Below are 23,394 nucleotides of genomic sequence, written 5' to 3'. Positions count from 1 at the left end.
GCTGCCGCTCGACTTGCATGTGTTAGGCCTGCCGCCAGCGTTCAATCTGAGCCATGATCAAACTCTTCAATTAAAGTTTTTGGCTCGATGAAATACTGTATAAATTGACTGTGCCGATAACTCCGAAGAGTTTTCGTTTGGTCACTCAGTAAACATCGATAAATCTTTTGTCTATCAATCACGAGTGCCCACACAGATTGCATAGGTCAAATTGTTAAAGAACGTTGACTTGAAGAAGCGTTGCTTCTCACCGTCAGGGCTGCGAATTTTACGCTGCCGGGCGATGAAGTCAAGAAGAAATTTTGAGATTTTTCAGCGTTGCTTTCGCAACCCTCAAAACACCTTGTTGACTTGCCTCTCGGGGTGAATTTCCCTTTGAAGCGGGCGGCCATTTTACTGATTCGAAACAGCGCGTCAAGCGTTTATTCCAACTCAATTTTTGAGGCCTTCGCTGTACCGATTTGAGTGGGCATTTCCGCTGTGGTAGCCGCTCTCCGTGTCGGTGAGGCGGCATTATAGGGAGGTCTGAAATTCTGGCAAGGGCTTTTTTAAGGTTTTTTATGAAAAACGATGCGTTCGATTACTTTTCGCTCAAAACGGCATTAAAGTGAACGAAATCGCTCTGAAAAGTCCTTTACTCTATCCCAATTGGTGTACTCAACTTCTTTGGTTGGGTCAGTTTCGCCACCTGTCATCTTCATAATGAACTGAATCATGACACGATCGAAAAGCTTATAGCGGGGATAATAGAGCGCACCGGCGAACACATCTTGCAGTTCTGGCTGCCAAGGCGACAGCTTTCTGAACTTCTTCATATAGACACTACCTTCCGGTGTGTCTTTACCAGGTTTGCGAGCTGTCAGATTCACGCAGAAAAAGGCAGCTTTCGTTTCATTGAGCGCAGAGAGGTTGTTTTCGATAAAACGGTATAGCTTCTTATTAAGGTGACCATAGCGAATTGACGCACCAATCAATACCTTGTCATATTCCGCCCAATTCACCTCAGGCATGTCGTGCAGGTCCACCAGCTCACATTCGTAATTACCTGCCAATTCGCTTTCAATAGAACGAAGAATCTTTACTGTCTGCCCTTCACGGCTTGAGTGAAGTAAAAGCGCCTTTTTCATCATTATTCCTATAAAAGCTATTAGCTACGCCAGAAGGTCGGCGTAAAAAGAACCAGTAAGGTGAACACTTCGAGACGTCCGAACAGCATGGAGACAATCAGTACCCATTTCGCGCCACTATTAATATCGCCAAAGTGAACTGCAACCTCGCCCAAACCAGGACCGAGGTTGTTAAGGGTCGCCGCAACCGCTGAAAACGCTGTTAACTCATCGATACCCGTCGCGATAAGCCCCAGCATACAGATGACAAATACCAGCGCATAGGCAGAGAAGAATCCCCAAACTGCATCCACCACCTGTTGAGGCAGGGCTTTGTTACCTACTTTGATGGTGTACACCGCCCTTGGGTGCACCAAACGTTTCAGTTCACGAGAACCTTGTAGTGACAGCAGCAGGATTCGGATCACTTTCATACCGCCACCCGTTGAGCCTGCACACCCACCTATAAAAGAGGAAAACAATAGAAGCACTGGCAGGAATAATGGCCACTCAGAAAAACTCGTCGTGGTATAACCCGCTGTCGTGGAAATCGATACGGTTTGGAAGATGGCTTGGTTAAAAGCTTCGAACTCAGACTCGTAAGTGCCATGGTTGATCAACATGCCAAACACAATCGCCAGCAGAATAAGCTGGATCACGATAAACGCACGAAACTCCGGGTCTTTGAAATAGAAGCCAGGATGCAGCTTGCCACTGGCAAAAGCAGCGAAGTGTAGCGAGAAATTACACGCTGAAATAAAGAGGAAGAACACCGTGATGAAGTTAATCGCAGGGCTGTTGAAATAGCCAATACTTGCATCATGGGTTGAGAATCCGCCAATAGCGACCGTCGAGAAACTGTGGCTAATAGCATCGAATACCGACATCCCCGCCAGCCAGTAAGCCGATGCGCAGGAAACGGTCAGCGCAAGATAGATGTACCATAGTGCTTTTGCCGTTTCTGCAATACGCGGTGTCATCTTGCTGTCTTTAACTGGCCCCGGGATTTCAGCACGGTAAAGCTGCATACCACCGATACCAAGCACTGGCAGAATAGCTACCGCAAGCACAATGATACCCATGCCTCCGAACCATTGCAGAAGCTGGCGGTAAAACAGTACCGCTTTTGGCAGGTTATCGAGCCCCACCATCACCGTTGCCCCAGTCGTCGTCAGGCCTGAGAAGGATTCAAAGAAGGCGTCGGTAACCGACATATTGGGCTGTTCCGACAGCATGAACGGAATAGACCCCGCACTGCCGATTACTGTCCAGAATAGCACCACAATCAAAAAGCCATCACGGGCTTTCAATTCATGTCTGAAACGTCGGTTAGGAAACCAGAGAAGACCACCGCCCGCGAGAAGAAGGAAGAAAGTGAGAACAAAAGGGAAGCCTTCACCATCGCGGTAAATGAATGCCACCACGGCTGGCGCCAGCATGGTGATACTGAAAAGGGCAAGAAGAAGCCCGACAATCCGGATAATTGAACGAAATTGCATAGCCTTGGACGGCTCATCCTTATATTCAGGGGTGAGCCTGAATTATGTATTTTTATCAAGCCCGGCCACGCTAACCTGACCGCGGGAGCGATTAAAAATCTCCGCTGCGATCTGTTCGGCACTCCGTGCATCCACTTCCACTGTCATCTCCACATTATGGCTGAAATCAGTATTAACCTGAACCGCGTTATGGGAAGCCAGTATCGATTCGATCAAGGCAATGTGAGGGTATTCACAGCTTATTGTGAACTGAACCGTAATCGCCTTCTCTTTCGTTGCCAGTTGCAGTAGCGCCTGTTGCACACCGCCACCATAAGCTTTGACAAGCCCACCTGTTCCCAGCCGGATACCGCCATAGTAGCGTGTCACCACTGCAGTGATCTCACCCACACCACTGCCAGATAGCTGCGCAAGGATAGGTTTACCGGCCGTACCGGAAGGCTCTCCGTCATCACTAAAGCCCCAACTCATCGAGTCCTCAGGACGCCCAGCAACGAATGCCCAACAGTTATGGCGTGCATCAGCATGCTTCGCTTTGATTTCTGCCACAAACGCTTTGGCACTTTCTATGCCTGGTGTATGGGCGAGGTAGGTAATAAAGCGGCTCTTCTTTATCTCTTCTTCCGATATCACAGGGATAACGGGATCAGATAAGGCGAGGTATTCATGCGAGTCACCATAAATTGAAAAGGCGCGGGATTTTAACATAAGAAAATCGTAACACAGCAAAAGCGCTAACTCGTTGAAATAGTGAGAACGCAAGATTTAAACAGATAGTTTAAACACAAATTTCAAACATCTGTTTAACATTTCTATTGCCTTTTTGTTCAGCCCGGCTCAGACTAAAGCTGACTATAACGACTACCCTCTACCTAAAGGTAAACCAAACCAGACAAAGATCTGGCAATACGGAGATAGAACATGATTTACCAAGGTGACACCCTGTCCGTGCGCTATCTGGAAGATGGCCTCGCGGAGCTGAACCTCGATGCACCCGGCTCTGTTAATAAATTCGACCTTGCGACACTGGAAAGTCTCAACGAGGCACTTAATGCTCTCTCGCAGAAGTCCGACGTAAAAGCCCTGCTGCTGACGTCTGCCAAACCAGCGTTTGTCGTAGGCGCAGATATCACTGAATTCCTCGGCCTGTTTGCCAAGCCAGAGGAAGAACTCTCAAATTGGGTCACGCACGCGAACGATATCTTCAACAAACTCGAAGATCTGCCTTTCCCTACCGTTTCCGTCATTTCCGGTTTCGCTCTGGGCGGTGGCTGCGAGTGTATTCTTGCTACTGATTTCCGTATTGCTGATTCCACCGCGCGCATCGGCCTGCCAGAAACCAAACTTGGCATCATGCCGGGCTTTGGCGGTACAGTGCGTATGCCTCGTCTAGTGGGTGCTGATACCGCGATGGAGCTCATCACCGCAGGTAAAGAAAGCAAAGCCGATGCCGCACTCAAAATCGGTCTGGTTGATGCCGTAACAGCACCGGATGACCTGCGTGATGCTGCGATTGCCCTTGCTAAGCAAGCCATTGAAGGCAAGCTGGACTGGCAATCACGTCGCGCACAGAAAAAAGCGCCACTGCAACTGAACAAGATTGAAGCCACCATGAGCTTCACCATGGCCAAAGGCATGGTGGCGCGGGTGGCAGGTCCTCACTACCCAGCTCCTATGACTGCAGTTGTGGCGATTGAAGAAGCGTCGCGCTCCGATCGCGACGGCGCCTTGCTGGTTGAGAACAAACACTTCGTCAAACTGGCGAAGAACGATGTCACTCAGGCACTGGTTGGTATTTTCCTCAATGATCAGTACCTAAAATCCAAAGCCAAAAAAGCTGCTAAAGAAGGCAAACCAACTGAGCGTGGTGCTGTACTGGGTGCAGGCATCATGGGTGGCGGTATCGCTTACCAGTCAGCCAGCAAAGGTGTGCCGGTATTGATGAAAGACATCAGTCAGGCTTCGCTGGAAACCGGCATGAAAGAAGCATCCAAACTGCTGAACAAGCAATTGGAGCGTGGTCGTCTTAACGGTCTGAAAATGGCAGAAGTACTTGCCTCTATCACCCCTAGCCTTCACTACGCAGGTATCGAGCAGTCTGACGTGGTTGTTGAAGCCGTGGTAGAGAATCCGAAAGTGAAAGCTGCAGTACTGAGCGAAGTGGAGGCCTTGCTGCCAGAAGGTGCTGTACTGACTTCCAACACCTCCACGATTCCTATCGATCTGTTGGCGAAATCGCTCAAGCGACCAGAAAACTTCTGTGGCATGCACTTCTTTAACCCGGTGCACCGCATGCCATTGGTAGAAGTCATTCGTGGTAAAGATACCTCAGAAGAAACCGTAGCACGCGTGGTGGCCTACGCCGCCAAGATGGGTAAAAGCCCAGTGGTCGTCAACGACTGCCCAGGGTTCTTTGTAAACCGCGTACTGTTCCCCTACTTTGCGGGTTTCAGCATGCTGCTTCGTGACGGTGCTGACTTCACCAAAGTCGACAAAGTGATGGAGAAGAAGTTCGGCTGGCCAATGGGCCCAGCTTACCTACTTGATGTTGTAGGCATTGACACTGCGCACCATGCACAGGCTGTGATGGCAGAAGGTTTCCCAGAACGCATGGCAAAAAGCTACCGCGATGCTGTCGATGTGATGTTTGAGTCCGAGCGCTTTGGTCAGAAGAATGGCATCGGTTTCTACAAATACTCGGTCGATCGCAAAGGCAAACCGAAGAAAGACGTGGATGCTGATGTCGCAGGCCTACTGTCATCAGTACTCGGTTCGGCGACCGATTACAGCGACGAAGAGATCATCAACCGCATGATGGTGCCGATGATCAACGAAGTAGTGCGTTGTCTGGAAGAAGGCATTATCGCAACTCCTCAGGAAGCAGACATGGCGCTGGTTTACGGCCTTGGCTTCCCTCCATTCCGAGGCGGTGTATTCCGTTATCTGGATACCATTGGACTGGCAAACTATGTTGCTATGGCTGACCAACTGGCCAATCTGGGCCCAGCCTATGAAGTGCCACAAGGTCTTCGCGACAAAGCTGCCAAAGGCGAAGGGTATTTCGATGCCCAACGACAGTCTGCCTAACCACAAGGAATTGAGAGGGAAAACAACATGAAAAACGTCGTGATTGTCGATTGTATTCGAACCCCGATGGGCCGCTCCAAAGGCGGTGCTTTCCGCCACACCCGTGCGGAAGATTTGTCAGCGCACCTGATGGCATCACTGCTGGCACGTAACCCACAATTAGATCCAACAGAAATCGAGGACATCTACTGGGGCTGTGTGCAGCAAACTCTGGAACAAGGCTTCAACGTCGCCCGTAACGCAGCACTGCTGGCAGGCATTCCACATACAGTAGCCGCGACTACGGTTAACCGTCTCTGTGGCTCTTCCATGCAGGCACTGCATGATGCCGCACGCGCCATTCAAGTGGGCGATGCCGATGTCTGCTTGATTGGTGGCGTTGAGCACATGGGTCATGTTCCTATGACTCACGGTGTCGACTTCCACCCGGGTCTTTCCAAGTCTGTGGCAAAAGCCGCCGGTATGATGGGTCTGACTGCAGAGATGCTGGGTCGCATCCATGGTATCAGCCGTGAACAGCAAGATGCCTTTGCTGCCCGCTCCCACCAGCGCGCGATGCTGCCACCGTGGAAGGCCGCTTTAAAAATGAAATCATGCCTACCGAAGGCCATGATGAGAAAGGCGGACTCTTCCTGATGGAAAACGATGAAGTTATCCGTCCGGAAACCACAGTGGAAACTCTTTCAGGTCTGCGCCCAGTATTCGATCCAGCTAACGGCACAGTAACCGCTGGTACGTCTTCCGCCCTGTCTGACGGTGCTGCGGCTATGTTGGTGATGAGCGAAGACAAAGCCAAAGCGCTCGGTCTGCCAATTCGTGCTCGCGTGCGTTCGATGGCAGTCGCAGGCTGCGATCCATCTATCATGGGTTATGGTCCTGTACCGGCAACGCAAAAAGCTCTGAAGCGTGCAGGTGTCTCCATTGATGACATCGGCATGATTGAGCTTAACGAAGCCTTCGCTGCGCAGTCACTGCCTTGTGCAAAAGATCTGGGCTTGCTGGATAAAGTTGACGAGAAAGTGAACCTCAACGGTGGCGCGATCGCACTGGGTCACCCTCTGGGTTGTTCAGGCGCACGTATCTCTACTACGCTTATCAACCTGATGGAACACAATGATGTCGAGCTGGGTCTTGCCACCATGTGTATCGGTTTAGGTCAGGGTATTGCTACGGTGTTTGAGCGCGTTTAAACAAAAACGTGTCGTCAACAAAGCCGGGTTTAATACCCGGCTTTGCTATTTGTAGCGAAGCATTGCTATATAGCTATGCACTTAACGCATATTAATCATGATTTAGTTTCATTATTTTCATGACCACTTTGGTTCTACACTGTATTTCATACGTTTATTCCCCTTTCCGGAGGACATCCCATGTTCAAAGCACTGGTACTGGACCAAGCTGACAAAATCACCACTTCAAGCATTCAAGAACTCGACGTTAGCCGACTGCCACAAGGCGATGTGCTGATCGACGTGGATTACTCCTCACTGAACTACAAAGATGGTCTGGCTATTACAGGCAAAGGCAAGATCTGTCGTGAGTTCCCAATGGTGCCAGGTATCGACCTGACAGGAACAGTGTCAGAATCTTCAGATTCACGTTTTACCACCGGACAGAAAGTGGTACTGACTGGCTGGGGCGTCGGTGAAACCCATTGGGGTGGCATGGCACAAAAAGCGCGCCTCAAAGCTGACTGGTTGGTTCCGCTGCCAGAAAAGCTCTCTGGCGATCAGGCAATGAAAATCGGTACTGCGGGTTTGACAGCCATGCTTTGTGTACAGGCATTGCAAGATGCTGGCATCACACCAGAGAAAGGTGAAATCCTGGTGACAGGCGCAAGTGGCGGTGTCGGTTCAGTGGCGGTCACGCTGCTGTCTGAACTGGGTTACCAAGTGGTAGCAGTAACAGGCCGTTCAAGCGAGAACAGTGAATGGCTGAAATCGCTGGGCGCATCGCGCGTGGTAGAGCGTAGCGAATTTGAAGAACCTGCTCGCCCATTGGAAAAACAAATTTGGGCTGGCGCGGTAGATACCGTTGGCAGCAAGATGCTGGCAAAAGTGCTGGCGCAGGTTGATTACGACGGCGCAGTCGCAGCATGTGGGCTGGCGGGCGGTTTCGATCTGCCAACCACAGTCATGCCATTTATCCTGCGCGGCGTGAAACTACTGGGTGTGGATTCTGTGTACGCGCCTTTCGAGCGTCGCCAGAAAGCGTGGCAACGTATCTCTGAGTTGCTGCCGGCAAGCTACTACGATAACGGCTGTCGTGAAATCTCGCTGGAAGAAGTGCCAGACGCAGCAGAAGCCATCACCAATGGTCAAATCACTGGCCGTGTGGTGATCAAACTGTAAGCCTTCTTTGCGGTATTAAAAGAACGGAGCCTATCGGCTCCGTTTTTTGTTTGAAAGACTATAGCTCAAACAAACCCCATGTCTTTAATCCGTGTATCGATAAGACGGCTGCACTCTTCTTTAATCAGGTTTCTAAGCCATACCTGCGCCGCGGAGTGCTCCGTCCTTGGGTGCCAAATCAAAGAATAATCAAACGGCTTAAATTCGAACGGCAATGGCTTAATCACCAGATCGTATTTTTCACCCACGAGATACGCCAAGTCAGCAGGAACGGTAATGATAAGTGGCAGGCTATCCAACATCGCTACCGCCGCTTCCAGGTGGTAAGCACGTAGCGCCAGTTTGGGCTCTGGGTGTCCGCGCAACGCTTCATCGATCAGCGCTTTCACGCCATCACTGATAGCAATCACTGCATGTGGGTAAGCCAGGTAGTCTTCGAGCGTCAGCGCTTTGTCGGCCAAAGGGTGATGCTTCGACACCATGCAGAATACGCTCACCAGTCCCAACCTGTCAGACTGAAGCGGGTCAACCGGACCGGTCGGGCGGCAAATCGCCATGTCGCACCCTTCCGAGGTCAGCTGACGCATTAACTGGTCATGCTGTAAGGGGGCGAATTCCAGTGACAAGCCCGGCGCTTCCTCATAAATACGCGGCAATGCAAACGGCAAAATGGTTTGCATGGCGTAATCAGTCGTTGCGATCTTAAAAGACTGCTCACACTTGGCCGGGTCAAACTCTTCAGGCGAAAGGACATGACGAAGTGTATCTAGTGGTGCTGTCAGTTGAGCATTCAACTCCAACGCTCTTTGGGTTGGGATCAGCTGTTGTCCGTGCCGGGTAAACAAGGGATCGCCCGTAAGGCTTCTCAATCGTCCCAGAACCCTACTCATCGCTGACTGGCTAAGGCTTAGACGGATAGCCGCTTTACTCACGCTACCTTCTTCCAGCAGCACACAAAGCGCGATTAGCAGGTTTAGGTCGCGGCGGTAGATATCTTCAAGTTCCATAACATGCCCAAAGAGTGGTAACGTTGCCATTATAAGCATGCCAGTCACCGATAAGGGTGATTAAGAAAGGCGTCTATTGATATTTGGCGAACGCCAGATAAAAAAAATCCCGCATTAAAGCGGGGAAGCCCAAGAAAACTGGGTGTGAGTGTAGTCGATGAGTGAGTTAGCCTAGCTGTTTCGCCATGTTCACGTTCGTTTGAACATCATTCGTTAACAACTTGTTAATTAAGTTACACATGTTTTTTACAAAACCAACCCCTGTTGAATATTTAGTCTTCATAAGTATGATCGGGTCGACGTTTTCAATGTGATAAATGCAGATGAGTTCAGAATTTGAAAATCCGGATCACTTTTTAGACGCAGCAGGCCTGCGTTGTCCGGAACCGGTCATGATGGTAAGAAAAACAATCCGCAACATGGCGGAGGGTGAAACTTTACTGGTGACGGCGGACGATCCGTCCACGACACGCGACATCCCAAGTTTCTGCCGTTTCATGGACCACACCCTTGTTGCCCATGAGTCAGAAACCAGTCCATTCCGCTATCTGATCAAGAAAGGTCTTTAAGATCTTCTGAACAGATAAACGAGCGGAAATGAAAAAGGCAGCCAAGGCTGCCTTTTTCATGTTTGTCAGTAATCTGATGCTTGCTCAACGTCGTTCACTTTCCGCCTGAGCGTGGCGTTTTCATGCTCCAGTTCCCGCATAGCCTTTTTCATCGGCAATACGTAGCGCACTCTCACCATAGCATCAATAGATAAGTAAGTGGTTACTATTGCGCCAACCACCATTGGAAGCCACATATCAGTTAACACCATTCCAAGAATATTCAGCGCAAGTGCAAAGTGGAACAGCCACATCTGGCTTTTGGGGCTGATCGCCAGAAACCTGTCCATAACACGCTCCTTAATCACGATGACACTAACGTCAAACTACCATGGAACCGTCAGTGAGGTTGCTGATGAAATCACACATTCAGGTGTCTGGTTATGTTTCTTATCGCATAAAGAAAGTACCGATCGCGAGTACCGCAAACAACCCTGCCGTCACATACCGTACAACGTTCAATGGCAATGCATTTGCAGCCTTTTGACCCAGTAAGACCACAGGGACATTAGCCAGCAGCATACCGATAGTCGTACCAATAATGACCATGGTCAGCGCTTCAGCATTTTGAGCACCGAGTACAGTCGTTGCCACCTGAGTTTTGTCGCCAATTTCTGCAATAAAGAAAGCGATGAAACTCGCCACAAACGGGCCCCGGTTTGACACACTTTTTTCATCATCGAGTTTGTCAGGGATCAGCACCCAAACTGCCATCACCGCAAAGCTGACGATCAGCACCCAACGCAACACGTCTTCGGTAAGATAATCGGCAACAACCACACCCAGCCAGGCAGCAACCGCATGGTTAAGGATTGTGGCGAAAAAGATAGCAAGAATAATAGGTACCGGCTTTCGGTATCGACTGGCCAGTAACAGGGAAAGGAGTTGGGTTTTATCACCAATTTCTGCCAACGCAACGGTGGCAATGGATATCGCTAACACGCTCATTATTGTTTTCCAGGGCGAGGATTATTATTCGAAAACCATGACAACCCACGCGCCCCGCCCGGTTCGCGTAAAGTGTCATTGGTCTCGTCAAACCCACTATCGTGTGTCGCCATTACCATGAAGATTGAGCTTCAAATATGTTGATAATGGCCTCGCTGGCGCGAGAGACTACTCCCCAAGAGCGTGCGCATTTTAGCCTCAACGCCTGACGGAATACAACCTCCGCCCGTTTTACCTTTCGACCCCGCTCGCCACCTTTGAAACCAAAGGACAAAAACCGCCATTACCCCTACTTATCCCAAGCCTTGCGCGCTATAATCGCGTGTTATTTTCACTTCATTAAATCGCGCGAACCTGACGATGCAAAAATTCGACGTTAAAACTTTTCAGGGCATGATCCTCGCGCTGCAGGATTACTGGGCCCAACAAGGTTGTACCATCGTACAACCGCTCGACATGGAGGTAGGTGCAGGCACCTCTCACCCAATGACTTGTCTGCGTGCAATTGGTCCAGAGCCAATCGCAGCAGCTTACGTTCAGCCTTCTCGTCGTCCAACTGACGGCCGTTACGGTGAAAACCCTAACCGTCTGCAACACTACTACCAGTTCCAGACTATCCTGAAGCCGTCTCCAGACAACATTCAGGAACTGTATCTTGGTTCGCTGCGTGTGCTGGGTATTGACCCTGAAGTTCATGACATCCGCTTCGTAGAAGACAACTGGGAAAACCCGACACTGGGTGCCTGGGGTCTTGGCTGGGAAGTTTGGCTGAACGGCATGGAAGTCACCCAGTTTACTTACTTCCAACAAGTAGGTGGTCTTGAGTGTAAACCTGTTACCGGCGAAATCACTTACGGCATCGAACGTTTGGCGATGTACATCCAGGGCGTCGATTCAGTTTACGATCTGGTATGGACTGATGGCCCATTCGGTAAAGTGACTTATGGCGATATCTTCCACCAGAACGAAGTGGAGCAATCGACCTACAACTTCGAATACGCTGACGTAGACTTCCTGTTCACTTACTTCGACCAGTGCGAGAAAGAGTGTAAGTCTCTTCTCGAGCTTGAGAAGCCTCTGCCACTGCCAGCGTATGAGCGCATCCTGAAAGCAGGCCATGCATTTAACCTGCTGGACGCACGCAAAGCTATCTCAGTGACTGAGCGTCAACGCTACATCCTGCGTATCCGCAACCTGACCAAGTCAGTTGCTGAAGCGTACTACGCATCCCGTGAAGCTCTTGGCTTCCCCATGCTTCGTAACAGCGTGTGTAAAAAGGGTGAGGAGAAGTAAGATGGCGAACAATTTCCTGATTGAGCTGGGTACTGAAGAGCTGCCACCTACGCAACTTCGTACACTGGCAGAAGCATTTGCAGCAAACTTTGAGCAAGAGCTGAAAGACGCTGAACTGACACACGAAGGTGTGGTTTGGTACGCAACCCCTCGTCGTTTGGCACTAAAAGTCACTGCGCTGGCTGACCAACAAGCTGACAAGATGGTTGAGAAACGTGGCCCTGCCATTTCTGCTGCTTTCGACGCAGACGGCAACCCAACCAAAGCCGCACAAGGTTGGGCGCGTGGTTGTGGTATTGATGTATCAGAAGCCGATCGTATGGTGACTGATAAAGGTGAATGGCTGCTGTTCAAGCAAGAAGTCAAAGGCCAGAACACCAAAAACATCGTTGTAGCACTGGCTGACAAAGCGCTGGCGAATCTGCCAATCGCGAAGCCAATGCGCTGGGGTGACAAAGATACCCTGTTCATCCGTCCGGTGAAGACCCTGACTATCCTGCTGGGTGACGAGCTAATTGAAGGCACCATCATGGGTGTTGATTCAGCGCGTACCATTCGTGGTCACCGTTTTATGGGCGAAGCGGAATTCACCATCGACAATGCTGACCAATATCCAGCGATTCTGGAAGAGCGCGGTAAAGTCATTGCCGATTACGAAGCACGTAAAGCCACTATCATCGCTGATGCCCAAAAGGCAGCGGAGCTGGTGGGTGGTATTGCTGATCTGGAAGATGACCTGGTTGAGGAAGTCACGTCTCTGGTTGAGTGGCCAGTGGTACTGACCGCGACCTTCGAAGAGAAGTTCCTGAAGGTGCCTTCTGAAGCCTTGGTTTACACCATGAAAGGCGACCAGAAGTACTTCCCAGTTTACAGCGAAGACAAGCAGCTTCTGCCTAACTTCATCTTCGTATCAAACATCGAATCGAAGGAACCTCGCCACGTTATCGAAGGTAACGAAAAAGTGGTTCGCCCTCGTCTTGCGGATGCTGAGTTCTTCTTCGACACCGACCGCAAGCGTCCTTTGATTGACCGTCTACCACAGCTGGAAACGGCTATTTTCCAAAAGCAGTTGGGTACCATCAAAGACAAGACAGACCGCATCACTGAGCTTGCCGGCTACATTGCTGACAAGATTGGTGCTGACGTCGAAAAAGCAAAACGTGCAGGCCTTCTGGCGAAATGCGACCTGATGACCTCCATGGTTTTCGAATTCACCGAAACTCAGGGCGTGATGGGTATGCACTACGCGCGTCATGATGGCGAAGCAGAAGATGTTGCCGTTGCCCTGAATGAGCAATACATGCCGCGTTTCGCAGGTGATGAACTGCCAGGCAATGGTGTTTCTTCAGCACTGGCGATGGCAGACAAGCTGGATACCATCGTAGGTATCTTCGGTATTGACCAGGCACCGAAAGGTTCTGACCCATTCGCGCTGCGTCGTGCTTCTCTGGGTGTCCTTCGCATTATCGTTGAGTACGGTTACGATCTGGATCTGACCGATCTGATTGCCAAAGCCAAATCGCTGTTCGGCGACCGTCTGACTAACGATAAGGTTGAAGCTGACGTTATCGAATTCATGCTGGGTCGTTTCCGTGCATGGTATCAGGACGAAGGCCATAGCGTAGATGCCATCCAAGCCGTGCTTGCAATGAACCCTACCCAACCGGCTGATTTCGACAAGCGCGTGAAAGCTGTAACGCACTTCCGTTCACTGGATGCTGCTGAGTCTCTGGCGTCTGCGAATAAGCGTGTTGGTAACATCCTGGCGAAATACGACGGCGAATTGTCTGACACCATCAACAGTGAGCTGTTGGTGGAAGATGCAGAGAAAGCATTGGCTGAGAAAGTCACCGCAATGGTTGAAGCGCTGAAGCCTGTCTTTGCAGCCGGTGATTACCAAGCTGCACTGACCCAATTGGCAGACCTGCGCGAACCTGTTGATACTTTCTTCGACAATGTGATGGTAATGGCTGAAGACGAAGCGCTGAAGGCGAACCGTCTGGCACTGCTCAATATCCTGCGAGGCCAGTTTATGAATGTTGCAGATATCTCTCTGCTTCAGAAATAAGCTCGGCAAGAAAAGCTAATCAAGAGCCCCGTTTGAACGGGGCTTTTTTGTATCGATATAATTGTCTTTACACAAGCCTCATTCACAGCCTCTAAAGCGATATCTTCAACCCTGTTTAGTCTTAAATTGTCTGCATGTTTCACGTGGAACATCTCTCTCACCGCTTTCTAAACCTCCCTCTTCCCTTATCTGAAACGACAACTTTTCCACCATCCGCTGCATGTTAAAAAGAAAGCAGAAATTGCATTCATTTTGTGCAATGAATCAGTTATGGTTTGTCGACTAACCAGAAGGAACAAAGGATTAAATAGGTTTCGCGCTATGCAGTTTTCTAAGTTTGGAAATAAGTTTTCTCAGCATTCCGGCATCACACAGTTGATGGACGATCTCAATGACGGACTAAGAAACCCGGATGCCATTATGCTTGGTGGTGGCAACCCAGCGGCGATTCCTGAAATGCTTGAGCATTTCGAAGACTTGAGTAGACGGATGCTAGATGATGGCTCTCTTGTTGCAGCACTCTCTAACTATGATGGACCACAAGGTAAGACTGCGTTCATCGCAGCACTGGCTGAGATGTTGAATAGGACATTTGGATGGCAGGTGACATCTAAAAACATCATGCTGACCAATGGCAGTCAGTGCGCCTTCTTTTATCTCTTCAACCTTTTCGGCGGGCAGTATGATGACGGCAGCTTTAAGAAAATCCTCCTGCCTTTAACACCTGAGTATATTGGTTACGCCGATTCGGGTTTAGACCCTGATATCTTTACCAGCTTCAAACCGACAATCGAGCATCTGGATAACCGCCAGTTTAAATACCATGTAGATTTTGATGCGCTGGAAATTGATGAGTCAGTTACGGCTATTTGTGCCTCACGACCAACAAACCCGACCGGTAATGTTCTTACTGATGAAGAGATCGCAAAGCTTGATAAGCTGGCACGAGTGAACAATATTCCCCTCATCATCGACAATGCTTATGGCGTCCCCTTCCCGAATATCATCTTCGAAGATGTGAAGCCTTTCTGGAACGAGAACACTATCCTGTGTTCGAGCTTATCCAAATTAGGTTTGCCAGGTGTACGTTGCGGCATCATCATTGCGCAGGAAGAGATTATCACTGCCCTATCCAACATCAATGGCATTGTCAGCTTGTCACCTTGTGGTGTTGGCCCTGCACTCGCACTTGAGATGATTAAAACCGGTGACTTACTGTCGCTCAGTGAAACTGTCATTAAGCCTTTCTATCAGAAGAAAGCAAAGCGTAGCATCGAGCTTCTTCAGAAAGCGATTCCTGATGAACGATTTAGAATTCATAAACCAGAAGGTGCTATCTTCCTTTGGCTATGGTTTGAAGGGCTACCCATTAGCACCAAAGAGCTCTACCAACGCCTTAAGAAACGTGGCTTACTGATAGTTCCTGGTGAGTACTTTTTTATTGGTTCAGAATTGGATTGGGACCATACCCGTGAATGCCTAAGAATGAACTATGTTCAGGATGACAAGGCCATTGCACGGGGTGTCGAGATACTTAAAGAGGAAGTGGAAAAGGCTTACGCTGAGTCTTAATTCTCCACCAAAGGTTCCACGTGAAACATCGCCCAGTTGGAAAATCGACTGGGCTTTTTTGTGTTCATATTCTATTTGGACCCACTAATCTGATCGTAAACAGTAAGGCGTGTTCTTTTATCATTTTAATTTAACCGCTGACGTTTCACGTGAAACATCGGTTGAGTGGAAGACAATGACCGAGAATAAAACGCTCTCTGAAGTAGAAACTGATGTGAAAGTTGGAGAGCTGACAGGAGCATTAGTCGAACCAAAATCCTATCGACATAACGAAACGGTTTATCTGATTATTGCTGGAAGTGGCCCCACTGATAGAGATGGTAATCAGCCATCGATAAAAACGGATACGTACAAAAAGCTCGCTCATGCCCTTTCAAAACAAAACATCGCTTCATACCGCTATGACAAAAAAGGTGTCGGCGAAAGCAAAGTAGATGGGTTAAAAGAAGAAAACCTCACCATTGATACCTATATCAATGACGCTGTTTACGTGATTGACTGGCTGCGAAATAGATATCCGACATCTAAAGTGGGTGTCATTGGTCATAGTGAAGGCGGGCTCATCGGTCTGGCTGCCGGATTGAAAACAGACATTGATACGCTTGTGCTCGTCGCTACACCGGGTCGCACAATAGACCAAATCATATTGGAACAACTTTCAGCGCGCGCTCCCCAACTTGTTAATGAAGCCAAAGCAATTGTCGATGCATTAAAACAAGGTGAAAATGTCACTCACATCAGCGAGAGCTTCTTTCCGTTATTTAGGCCATCAGCCCAGCCTTATATGAATTCCTTACTGAGACTGGATCCCTGTTCTCTACTATCTCAAAGAAAAGGTAAAACTCTCATTGTTCAAGGGGAGCATGATTTACAAGTGACAAAAGAAGATGTGCTTGCACTTTATGCGGATAACGAAAAACAAGTGACCCTAAGATTAATCGGTTCGATGAATCACGTTCTCGTGGCGGCGAACAATAACCTAGAAGATAACTTGGCGTCTTATCAGAATCCTTCTTTGGCCATTCATAAAGAATTGATAAACAGTATTATTGAATACACTTAAAGTTTTAAAATTCAATAACTTAAACAAACACATCGCGCTACGTAAAAAAAACGCCGCTAATGCGGCGTTAGGTACTCAGATTTTACGTAGAATCACGTGGTTACACGTCGAGGTTGGCAACCTTCAGGGCATTATCTTCGATAAACGCACGACGTGGTTCAACGTGATCACCCATCAATGTCGTGAAGAGCTCATCTGCTGCCACTGCATCCTGAATGGTCACACGCATCATACGACGTGATTCTGGGTCCATGGTGGTTTCCCAAAGTTGATCAGGGTTCATCTCACCCAGACCTTTGTAACGCTGACGGCTAAGACCACGGTTAGATTCTTTAATCAACCAAGCCAGCGCATCAGCAAAGCTCTTAACAGGTTGCTTACGCTCACCACGTTGAATGTATGCAGTATCATCCAGAAGACCATCAAGAGCTTCTGCCAAATCAGCAATACGTCCGTACTCTTTTGAATTCAGCAGGTCGTAGCTGGTGAGATACTCATGATCGACGCCGTGGGTACGAACAATCAGTTCTGGTTGGTAAGCCTGATGCTCTTCATCAAACTTCACCTCAGCGCGGTACTGGCTTTCACCGGTCGAATTTTTATTCAGAACATCCACCAGCGTATCAATCCAGGCGCGTACTTCACCTTCCTTGCTCAGCGTATCTACACTCAGGCGCGGTTGATAAACCAGCTCATTGAGCATCGCGTATGGGTAACGACGGTTCATGCGCTTGATCAGCTTCATGACACCGTTGTACTGCTTAACAAGCTCTTCTAACGCCAAACCATTCAGTGCTGGTGCATCTTGGTTAACGAAGAGTGAAGCGTTTTCCAGCGCGATGGATACCTGGTATTGCTCCATCGCTTCATCGTCTTTGATGTACTGCTCTTGCTTACCTTTCTTCACTTTGTAAAGCGGTGGCTGAGCAATGTAGACATAGCCACGCTCAATCAGCTCAGGCATTTGACGATAGAAGAAGGTCAACAGCAGCGTACGGATGTGCGAGCCGTCGACGTCCGCATCGGTCATGATGATAATGCTGTGGTAACGCAGTTTGTCAGGGTTGTACTCGTCACGGCCGATACCACAACCCAGCGCGGTGATCAGCGTTGCAACTTCCTGAGAAGAAAGCATCTTGTCGAAACGCGCTTTCTCAACGTTCAGGATTTTACCTTTCAGTGGCAGGATAGCCTGGTTCTTACGGTTACGACCCTGCTTCGCGGAACCGCCCGCAGAGTCACCCTCCACAATGTAGAGTTCAGACAATGCAGGATCTTTTTCCTGACAGTCTGCAAGCTTGCCTGGCAGGCCAGCCAAATCCAATGCGCCTTTACGACGGGTCATTTCACGTGCTTTACGTGCCGCTTCACGCGCACGCGCCGCATCAATGATTTTGCTACAAACGATCTTCGAGTCTTGTGGGTTCTCAATCAGAAACTCAGACAGTTTCTCGTTCATCGCTGACTCAACCGCAGACTTCACTTCTGAAGAAACCAGTTTGTCTTTAGTCTGGCTTGAGAATTTCGGGTCCGGCACTTTCACAGACACAACGGCAGTCAAACCTTCACGGGCATCGTCGCCAGAAGTCGCTGCTTTAGCTTTCTTCGAATAACCTTCTTTGTCCATGAAGGAGTTCAGTGTACGGGTCAGAGCTGCACGGAAACCGGCAAGGTGAGTACCGCCATCACGCTGAGGAATGTTGTTGGTGAAACAGTAAATGTTTTCCTGGAAACCATCGTTCCACTGCATCGAGACTTCTACCGACACACCGTCTTCGCGTTCATGTTCAAAGTGGAACACAGTTGGGTGAATAGGTGTTTTGTTGCGGTTGAGGTGCTCTACGAATGCGCGAATACCACCTTCGTACATGAAGTGGTCTTGTTTATTCTCTTCGCGCTCGTCAATCAACTTGATAGACACTCCAGAGTTCAGGAATGACAGCTCACGCAGGCGCTTGGCCAGAATGTCATAATGGAACGTCGTGTCAGAGAAAGTCTCGTCACTTGGCCAGAAACGGATACGGGTACCAGTTTCTTCTGTATCACCAATCGCTTCCAGCGGCTGCTCAGGGACACCCATTTTGTAGATTTGCTGGTGGATGTTGCCGTGACGCCAGATAGTCAGCTCAAGCTTCTCAGACAGGGCGTTTACAACCGAAACACCTACACCGTGAAGACCACCAGAGACTTTGTACGAGTTGTCATCGAACTTACCACCGGCATGAAGTACCGTCATGATAACTTCGGCAGCTGATACACCCTCTTCTTCGTGGATGTCGACAGGAATACCACGACCGTCATCTTTTACAGATACCGAACCGTCTTCATGGATGGTGACCACGATGTCATTACAGTGACCAGCGAGAGCTTCATCGATAGAGTTATCGACCACCTCAAAGACCATGTGGTGCAGACCGGTACCGTCGTCAGTATCACCGATGTACATCCCCGGACGCTTTCGTACTGCATCCAGACCCTTGAGTACCTTGATACTCGATGAATCGTAATTGTTGGACATTGAGTTACTCTCGCTTAATTTTATTCTGCGGCTATTTTACCGTTTTCCACATGAAACATCTTACTATTTTCGTCGCACATTTCAGCGACCTGATCTGCACTAATGGCACTTACAAATACCTGTGCACCTGTGGCTTTTAACTGCTCAGCCAATAGCGCCCTTCGTTGGCTATCCAACTCGGACGCAAAGTCATCTATCAAGTAGATGCATTGCTTTTGTTTGTCTTCGGTCAGTTGTTGCCCTTGCGCTAAACGAAGAGCACACACCATCAACTTTAACTGCCCACGGGAAAGAACATCTTCCACCGGGGTGCCGCCCACGCGAAGGCGAAGATCTGCCTTGTGAGGACCACTGACCGTGTACCCGAGTTGCTGATCGCGTAAAAAATTCTCGCGCAACAACTCGGCATAATCTGTCTCTTTATCCCAACCGCGTGTGTAGTTGAGTTTGATTTCATACTCAGGCAGAAACGCTTCACATAACTTAGAAGCACGTTCTGAGAGCTTTTCAATGTAGTCTTTTCGCCACTGGTCAATTTGGTTCGCCAAAGGCGCTAATTCTGCATCCCAGTAGCTAAGCTCACGGTAGCTACGCGCTGTTTTCATCAGCGCATTTCGTTGCTTGGTAAGCCGTTTCACCCTAGACCACGCAGGGTAAAACTGGGGTTCCACGTGGAACACACCCCAATCGATAAATGCACGGCGGAATTTAGGACCACCGGTTAACAGCTCAAACCCTTCCGGGGTAATCAGCTGCATCGGCAGAACTTCGGCAAGCTGCACCAGCTTTTGCCCTTTTTCTTCACCGATTTTCACTTCTGTCGAACCATCGCGGTTTTTCTGGAGTCCTACTGGTAGTAAGGACTCACCTGCTTGCACGCGACCGTGTACAACTAATCTGTCTTGCTGGTGTCGGATCACCCTTCCGGTCAACTGGCTTCGAAATGAACGGCCATGCCCCAGATAGTAAACCGCCTCCAACACACTGGTTTTTCCACTGCCGTTAGGCCCTACAAGAAAATTGAAGCCTGATGACAGGCTAAGGTCACAGGCTTCAATATTTCTCAAATCATGGATAGAGAGTCGGGACAGCGCCATATTACAGACGAATAGGCATCACGACGTACATGGCGTCATCATTGCTGACATCTTCTACCAGTGTACTCGCGGTACCATCGGTCATCGAAAAACGCACTTGCTCGCACTTAAGCGTATTTAATACATCCAGCACGTAACTGACGTTAAATCCGATTTCCAAGTCTTCGCCATCATAGTTGACGTCAACAAACTCTTCCGCTTCTTCCTGCTCAGGGTTATGTGCAGAAATGCGAAGCTGGCCAGAGCTCAGGTTCAAGCGCACGCCGCGGAATTTCTCATTCGACAAAATCGCTGCACGTGAAAATGCCTGACGCAGCTCGTCACAATCCGCTTCCATGATTTTGTTGGAAGATTGCGGCATGACACGGCGGTAATCAGGGAATCGACCATCGACCAGCTTGGAAGTAAACACAAACTGGTTTACCTGAGCCCGGATGTTGGCACTGCCAATCTGGATGGTTACCGGCGCTTCTGGGTTATCCAGCATACGCATCAGTTCAGTCACGCCTTTACGTGGCACAATCACTTGCTGGCCAGCCAGTTCGTTATCGAGCGCAGTCGTACCTACCGCCATACGGTGACCGTCAGTCGCCACAGAGCGTAGTGTGGTGCCATCAGTCTCCAACAACATACCGTTCAGGAAATAACGGACATCCTGATTAGCCATGGAGAATGCAGTGCTTTCAATCAACTGGCGAAGCTTGCCTTGTGGCACCGTGAATTCCACGTTGCTCTGCCAATCTTCGATATTCGGGAAGTCAGCCGCTGGCAATGTCGACAGTGTAAAACGGCTGCGGCCTGAACGGATTACTGCGCGATCACCTTCCAGTGTAAAACTGATAGGTGCGCTGTCTGGCAGACCACGGCAAATATCTAAAAACTTACGAGACGGGACCGTCACTGCCCCATCTTCTGCTTCACTTTCCAGCGGCAGATTAGCAATCAGCTCAACTTCCAAATCCGTACAGGTCATGGAAAGTTGTCCGAACTCTACTTTCAGCAGGATATTGCCAAGAATAGGCAGCGTAGGTCGTCCCCCTAATGCACCAGACACCTGCTGCAGGGGTTTCAAAAATTGGTCACGGGTAACTGTAAATTTCATATTAAGACGACAAAGTCCGGATCAGGTTGGAATAATCTTCTTTTATATCGTGGCTCTCTTCGCGCAGCTGTTCAATCTTTCGGCATGCGTGAAGTACCGTAGTATGATCGCGACCACCAAATGCGTCGCCAATCTCCGGCAAACTGTGGTTGGTCAGCTCTTTTGACAGTGCCATCGCCACCTGACGTGGACGTGCCACGGAGCGGCTGCGACGTTTCGACAACAGGTCCGCCATTTTGATTTTGTAGTACTCGGCGACGGTTTTCTGGATGTTGTCGATGGTAACCAGTTTTTCCTGAAGCGCCAGCAAATCGCGCAGGGCTTCGCGGACAAAATCGATCGTAATAGCACGGCCAGTGAAGTTAGCGTTCGCTATCACGCGATTCAGCGCTCCTTCCAGCTCTCGAACATTTGAACGCAGACGTTTAGCGATGAAGAATGCCACTTCGTCTGGCAGGCGAATATTATGGTCTTCCGCCTTTTTCATCAAAATCGCCACACGGGTTTCAAGCTCTGGCGGTTCAATGGCAACAGTCAAACCCCAACCAAAACGGGATTTGAGACGATCTTCCACACCGCTGATCTCTTTTGGATAACGGTCAGAGGTGAGGATGATTTGTTGGTTACCTTCCAAGAGCGCATTGAAGGTATGGAAGAACTCTTCCTGTGAGCGCTCTTTGTTGGCGAAGAATTGGATGTCATCGATAAGCAGCGCATCAACACTACGGTAGTAGCGCTTAAACTCTTCAATCTGGTTGTTCTGCAGCGCTTTAACCATGTCCTGAACAAAACGTTCAGAGTGCATGTACACCACGCGCGCATCAGTTTTACGATCAGAAATCGCATTACCTACAGCGTGCAACAAGTGGGTTTTACCCAAACCGGTGCCGCCATAAAGGAAAAGTGGGTTGTATGCCGCGCCCGGGTTATCTGCCACCTGGCGAGCTGCGGCCAATGCGAGCTGGTTCGACTTACCTTCGACGAAGTTAGTGAACTTGTGCTTGGGATTCACGTTAGAGCGGTGATTCACATCTGATTGCACAGGAGAAGGTGCAGGCTCCCAGGTACGACCAACAGGCTTAGCTGCCGGAGCGACAGGGGCTGGTGCTGCAGGCTGGCTTGGCGGCGCAGCGGCAGCGACTGGCTTGCTGCCAACTTCAAAACGCAGCAAAGGCAAGTCGTTACCGCAAAATTCATTCAGTAACTGATTGATGCTATTAAGGTATTTGTCGCGAACCCAATCCAGTACAAAACGGTTTGGCGCGAACAAAGTCAGGGTATTGTCATTTAACTCCGCCTGAAGCGGTCGAACCCACATGCTGAATTCTGTTGCAGGAAGGTCCTCTTGAAGGCGCTGAAGGCACTGCAACCAAAGCGAAGATGACACGTCTGACTCCACACTTATTTATTAATGAAAAGGGAAGTAAGTTTATACTTGTACGAGGAGGATCGCTAGCGAAGAGATCCCTTTTGCAGTGAATAAGATCTAAGTTATACACATAGATCGCACATTTAGTTTGCAGATCGGCACAACTAACACCCCACTTACTCACAGAATTATCCGATTTTGGCTCAAAAATCCGATGATCCGATCACAGTGTTGACTCCCCCACTCCACAAAACGTCACGGCTGATCGATGTTCTTAAAAAATTCATCCTGATCAAATTTACACACCCTATACTGGGTTATCCCTGACGATCGCACATGAAATGCACAAGGAAAGGTGGATAAGATCGGCAAAGGATCCTTGCGCTTGACAGGCGACCACGTATAATTGCGCGCCTTGAGAGAATCGGATTGAAACCACCTGTGGTTTTAACATTGACTATAAGTCAGTCAGTGATTACAATCCGCCCTCTTTGTTGAGAGGCGTCGGACTTTTGTCCCACGTCGGGTTAACAAACCTAAAAACTGATCAGTAATTAAGGTAGAAACCATGAAACGCACTTTTCAACCTTCAGTTCTAAAGCGTAAGCGCACTCACGGTTTCCGTGCGCGCATGGCAACTAAGAACGGTCGTAAGGTTATCGCCGCTCGCCGTGCGAAAGGCCGTAGCAAGCTTTCAAAATAATCC

The 23,394-nt window shown here is 49.3% G+C and carries 17 protein-coding genes, 1 rRNA gene and 2 pseudogenes; 9 read left to right on the top strand and 11 right to left on the bottom strand.

The window, feature by feature from the left end; all coding sequences use genetic code 11:
* The 4 genes and pseudogenes from G5S52_RS20940 to G5S52_RS20925 form a co-directional block, all read right to left on the bottom strand.
* Positions 1 to 73: ribosomal RNA gene (locus G5S52_RS20940) — 16S ribosomal RNA — on the bottom strand; the annotation flags it as partial.
* Positions 74 to 602: 529 nt separating this feature from the next.
* Positions 603 to 1,127, bottom strand: coding sequence for a menaquinone-dependent protoporphyrinogen IX dehydrogenase (gene hemG, locus G5S52_RS20935; RefSeq protein ID WP_165018221.1), 525 nt, complete (start codon positions 1,125 to 1,127; stop codon positions 603 to 605).
* Between the two features lie 20 nt (positions 1,128 to 1,147).
* On the bottom strand, positions 1,148 to 2,605 hold the full coding sequence (locus G5S52_RS20930) for a TrkH family potassium uptake protein (protein ID WP_002540760.1): 1,458 nt from the start codon (positions 2,603 to 2,605) through the stop codon (positions 1,148 to 1,150).
* A gap of 42 nt (positions 2,606 to 2,647) precedes the next feature.
* A pseudogene (locus tag G5S52_RS20925) lies at positions 2,648 to 3,273 on the bottom strand (YigZ family protein).
* Positions 3,274 to 3,526: 253 nt separating this feature from the next.
* Between G5S52_RS20925 and fadB the strand changes: the two are divergent.
* The 3 genes and pseudogenes from fadB (at position 3,527) to acuI (ending at position 8,043) form a co-directional block, all read left to right on the top strand.
* Entirely contained in the window at positions 3,527 to 5,692 is a 2,166-nt protein-coding gene (gene fadB, locus G5S52_RS20920) for a fatty acid oxidation complex subunit alpha FadB (protein WP_165018216.1), read from the top strand.
* A 27-nt stretch (positions 5,693 to 5,719) separates the two neighbouring features.
* A pseudogene (gene fadA, locus G5S52_RS20915) lies at positions 5,720 to 6,882 on the top strand (acetyl-CoA C-acyltransferase FadA).
* Between the two features lie 180 nt (positions 6,883 to 7,062).
* Positions 7,063 to 8,043, top strand: coding sequence for an acrylyl-CoA reductase (NADPH) (gene acuI / locus G5S52_RS20910; protein ID WP_165018214.1), 981 nt, complete (start codon positions 7,063 to 7,065; stop codon positions 8,041 to 8,043).
* Between the two features lie 65 nt (positions 8,044 to 8,108).
* On the opposite strand, the gene G5S52_RS20905 is transcribed toward acuI, so the two are convergent.
* Complete coding sequence (locus G5S52_RS20905) at positions 8,109 to 9,050, bottom strand: LysR family transcriptional regulator (protein WP_165018227.1); 942 nt, start codon at positions 9,048 to 9,050, stop codon at positions 8,109 to 8,111.
* A 323-nt stretch (positions 9,051 to 9,373) separates the two neighbouring features.
* Here G5S52_RS20905 and tusA point away from each other — a divergent pair, with 323 nt between their 5' ends.
* Positions 9,374 to 9,619, top strand: a complete 246-nt coding sequence (gene tusA / locus G5S52_RS20900; RefSeq protein WP_165018212.1) for a sulfurtransferase TusA — start codon at positions 9,374 to 9,376, stop codon at positions 9,617 to 9,619.
* A gap of 65 nt (positions 9,620 to 9,684) precedes the next feature.
* Here the strand turns inward: tusA and G5S52_RS20895 are convergent, their stop codons facing one another.
* Together G5S52_RS20895 and G5S52_RS20890 are read right to left on the bottom strand one after the other, a co-directional pair.
* On the bottom strand, positions 9,685 to 9,948 hold the full coding sequence (locus tag G5S52_RS20895; RefSeq protein WP_165018209.1) for a hypothetical protein: 264 nt from the start codon (positions 9,946 to 9,948) through the stop codon (positions 9,685 to 9,687).
* Positions 9,949 to 10,048: 100 nt separating this feature from the next.
* Complete coding sequence (locus G5S52_RS20890) at positions 10,049 to 10,606, bottom strand: TMEM165/GDT1 family protein (RefSeq protein WP_165018207.1); 558 nt, start codon at positions 10,604 to 10,606, stop codon at positions 10,049 to 10,051.
* Positions 10,607 to 10,966: 360 nt separating this feature from the next.
* Between G5S52_RS20890 and glyQ the strand changes: the two genes are divergently transcribed.
* From glyQ to G5S52_RS20870, 4 genes are all read left to right on the top strand, one after another.
* The gene (gene glyQ, locus G5S52_RS20885; protein WP_165018205.1) at positions 10,967 to 11,899 is read left to right on the top strand and encodes a glycine--tRNA ligase subunit alpha; all 933 of its coding nucleotides are present in this window, start codon (positions 10,967 to 10,969) and stop codon (positions 11,897 to 11,899) included.
* 1 nt (position 11,900) lies between these two features.
* Positions 11,901 to 13,967 carry a glycine--tRNA ligase subunit beta gene (glyS, locus tag G5S52_RS20880; protein ID WP_165018202.1) on the top strand — a complete coding sequence of 689 codons (2,067 nt, stop codon included), beginning with the start codon at positions 11,901 to 11,903 and terminating at the stop codon, positions 13,965 to 13,967.
* Between the two features lie 321 nt (positions 13,968 to 14,288).
* A complete protein-coding gene (locus tag G5S52_RS20875; RefSeq protein WP_165018200.1) occupies positions 14,289 to 15,539 on the top strand; it encodes a valine--pyruvate transaminase in 1,251 nt (416 codons plus the stop codon).
* 175 nt (positions 15,540 to 15,714) lie between these two features.
* Positions 15,715 to 16,602: an alpha/beta hydrolase gene (locus G5S52_RS20870; RefSeq protein WP_165018198.1), complete on the top strand. Its 888-nt coding sequence runs from the start codon at positions 15,715 to 15,717 to the stop codon at positions 16,600 to 16,602.
* A gap of 100 nt (positions 16,603 to 16,702) precedes the next feature.
* Here G5S52_RS20870 and gyrB read toward each other — a convergent pair whose 3' ends face one another.
* Genes gyrB through dnaA form a run of 4 tightly spaced genes read right to left on the bottom strand, consistent with a single transcriptional unit; the run spans position 16,703 to position 22,706 of the window.
* Complete coding sequence (gyrB, locus tag G5S52_RS20865) at positions 16,703 to 19,120, bottom strand: DNA topoisomerase (ATP-hydrolyzing) subunit B (protein ID WP_165018196.1); 2,418 nt, start codon at positions 19,118 to 19,120, stop codon at positions 16,703 to 16,705.
* A 20-nt stretch (positions 19,121 to 19,140) separates the two neighbouring features.
* Positions 19,141 to 20,217 carry a DNA replication/repair protein RecF gene (gene recF, locus G5S52_RS20860; protein WP_165018194.1) on the bottom strand — a complete coding sequence of 359 codons (1,077 nt, stop codon included), beginning with the start codon at positions 20,215 to 20,217 and terminating at the stop codon, positions 19,141 to 19,143.
* A 1-nt stretch (position 20,218) separates the two neighbouring features.
* Positions 20,219 to 21,319, bottom strand: a complete 1,101-nt coding sequence (gene dnaN / locus G5S52_RS20855) for a DNA polymerase III subunit beta (protein ID WP_046303087.1) — start codon at positions 21,317 to 21,319, stop codon at positions 20,219 to 20,221.
* Between the two features lies 1 nt (position 21,320).
* Positions 21,321 to 22,706: a chromosomal replication initiator protein DnaA gene (gene dnaA / locus G5S52_RS20850; protein ID WP_165018192.1), complete on the bottom strand. Its 1,386-nt coding sequence runs from the start codon at positions 22,704 to 22,706 to the stop codon at positions 21,321 to 21,323.
* A gap of 550 nt (positions 22,707 to 23,256) precedes the next feature.
* Here dnaA and rpmH point away from each other — a divergent pair.
* Positions 23,257 to 23,391: a 50S ribosomal protein L34 gene (gene rpmH / locus G5S52_RS20845; RefSeq protein WP_002540783.1), complete on the top strand. Its 135-nt coding sequence runs from the start codon at positions 23,257 to 23,259 to the stop codon at positions 23,389 to 23,391.
* Positions 23,392 to 23,394: the final 3 nt, after the last annotated feature.

The sequence above is a fragment of the Grimontia sedimenti genome (assembly GCF_011045095.1).
Classification (GTDB): domain Bacteria; phylum Pseudomonadota; class Gammaproteobacteria; order Enterobacterales; family Vibrionaceae; genus Enterovibrio; species Enterovibrio sedimenti.
The sequence above is the reverse complement of the archived record's forward strand: the minus strand, read 5'-3'. Positions and strand labels throughout refer to the sequence as shown.

What these genes read in the sequence shown, in the direction of transcription:
- hemG (WP_165018221.1), bottom strand. Translation starts at nt 1,127, where the DNA reads ATGAAAAAGGCGCTTTTACTTCACTCAAGCCGTGAAGGGCAGACAGTA.
- G5S52_RS20930 (WP_002540760.1), bottom strand. Translation starts at nt 2,605, where the DNA reads ATGCAATTTCGTTCAATTATCCGGATTGTCGGGCTTCTTCTTGCCCTT.
- fadB (WP_165018216.1), top strand. Translation starts at nt 3,527, where the DNA reads ATGATTTACCAAGGTGACACCCTGTCCGTGCGCTATCTGGAAGATGGC.
- acuI (WP_165018214.1), top strand. Translation starts at nt 7,063, where the DNA reads ATGTTCAAAGCACTGGTACTGGACCAAGCTGACAAAATCACCACTTCA.
- G5S52_RS20905 (WP_165018227.1), bottom strand. Translation starts at nt 9,050, where the DNA reads ATGGAACTTGAAGATATCTACCGCCGCGACCTAAACCTGCTAATCGCG.
- tusA (WP_165018212.1), top strand. Translation starts at nt 9,374, where the DNA reads ATGAGTTCAGAATTTGAAAATCCGGATCACTTTTTAGACGCAGCAGGC.
- G5S52_RS20895 (WP_165018209.1), bottom strand. Translation starts at nt 9,948, where the DNA reads ATGGACAGGTTTCTGGCGATCAGCCCCAAAAGCCAGATGTGGCTGTTC.
- G5S52_RS20890 (WP_165018207.1), bottom strand. Translation starts at nt 10,606, where the DNA reads ATGAGCGTGTTAGCGATATCCATTGCCACCGTTGCGTTGGCAGAAATT.
- glyQ (WP_165018205.1), top strand. Translation starts at nt 10,967, where the DNA reads ATGCAAAAATTCGACGTTAAAACTTTTCAGGGCATGATCCTCGCGCTG.
- glyS (WP_165018202.1), top strand. Translation starts at nt 11,901, where the DNA reads ATGGCGAACAATTTCCTGATTGAGCTGGGTACTGAAGAGCTGCCACCT.
- G5S52_RS20875 (WP_165018200.1), top strand. Translation starts at nt 14,289, where the DNA reads ATGCAGTTTTCTAAGTTTGGAAATAAGTTTTCTCAGCATTCCGGCATC.
- G5S52_RS20870 (WP_165018198.1), top strand. Translation starts at nt 15,715, where the DNA reads ATGACCGAGAATAAAACGCTCTCTGAAGTAGAAACTGATGTGAAAGTT.
- gyrB (WP_165018196.1), bottom strand. Translation starts at nt 19,120, where the DNA reads ATGTCCAACAATTACGATTCATCGAGTATCAAGGTACTCAAGGGTCTG.
- recF (WP_165018194.1), bottom strand. Translation starts at nt 20,217, where the DNA reads ATGGCGCTGTCCCGACTCTCTATCCATGATTTGAGAAATATTGAAGCC.
- dnaN (WP_046303087.1), bottom strand. Translation starts at nt 21,319, where the DNA reads ATGAAATTTACAGTTACCCGTGACCAATTTTTGAAACCCCTGCAGCAG.
- rpmH (WP_002540783.1), top strand. Translation starts at nt 23,257, where the DNA reads ATGAAACGCACTTTTCAACCTTCAGTTCTAAAGCGTAAGCGCACTCAC.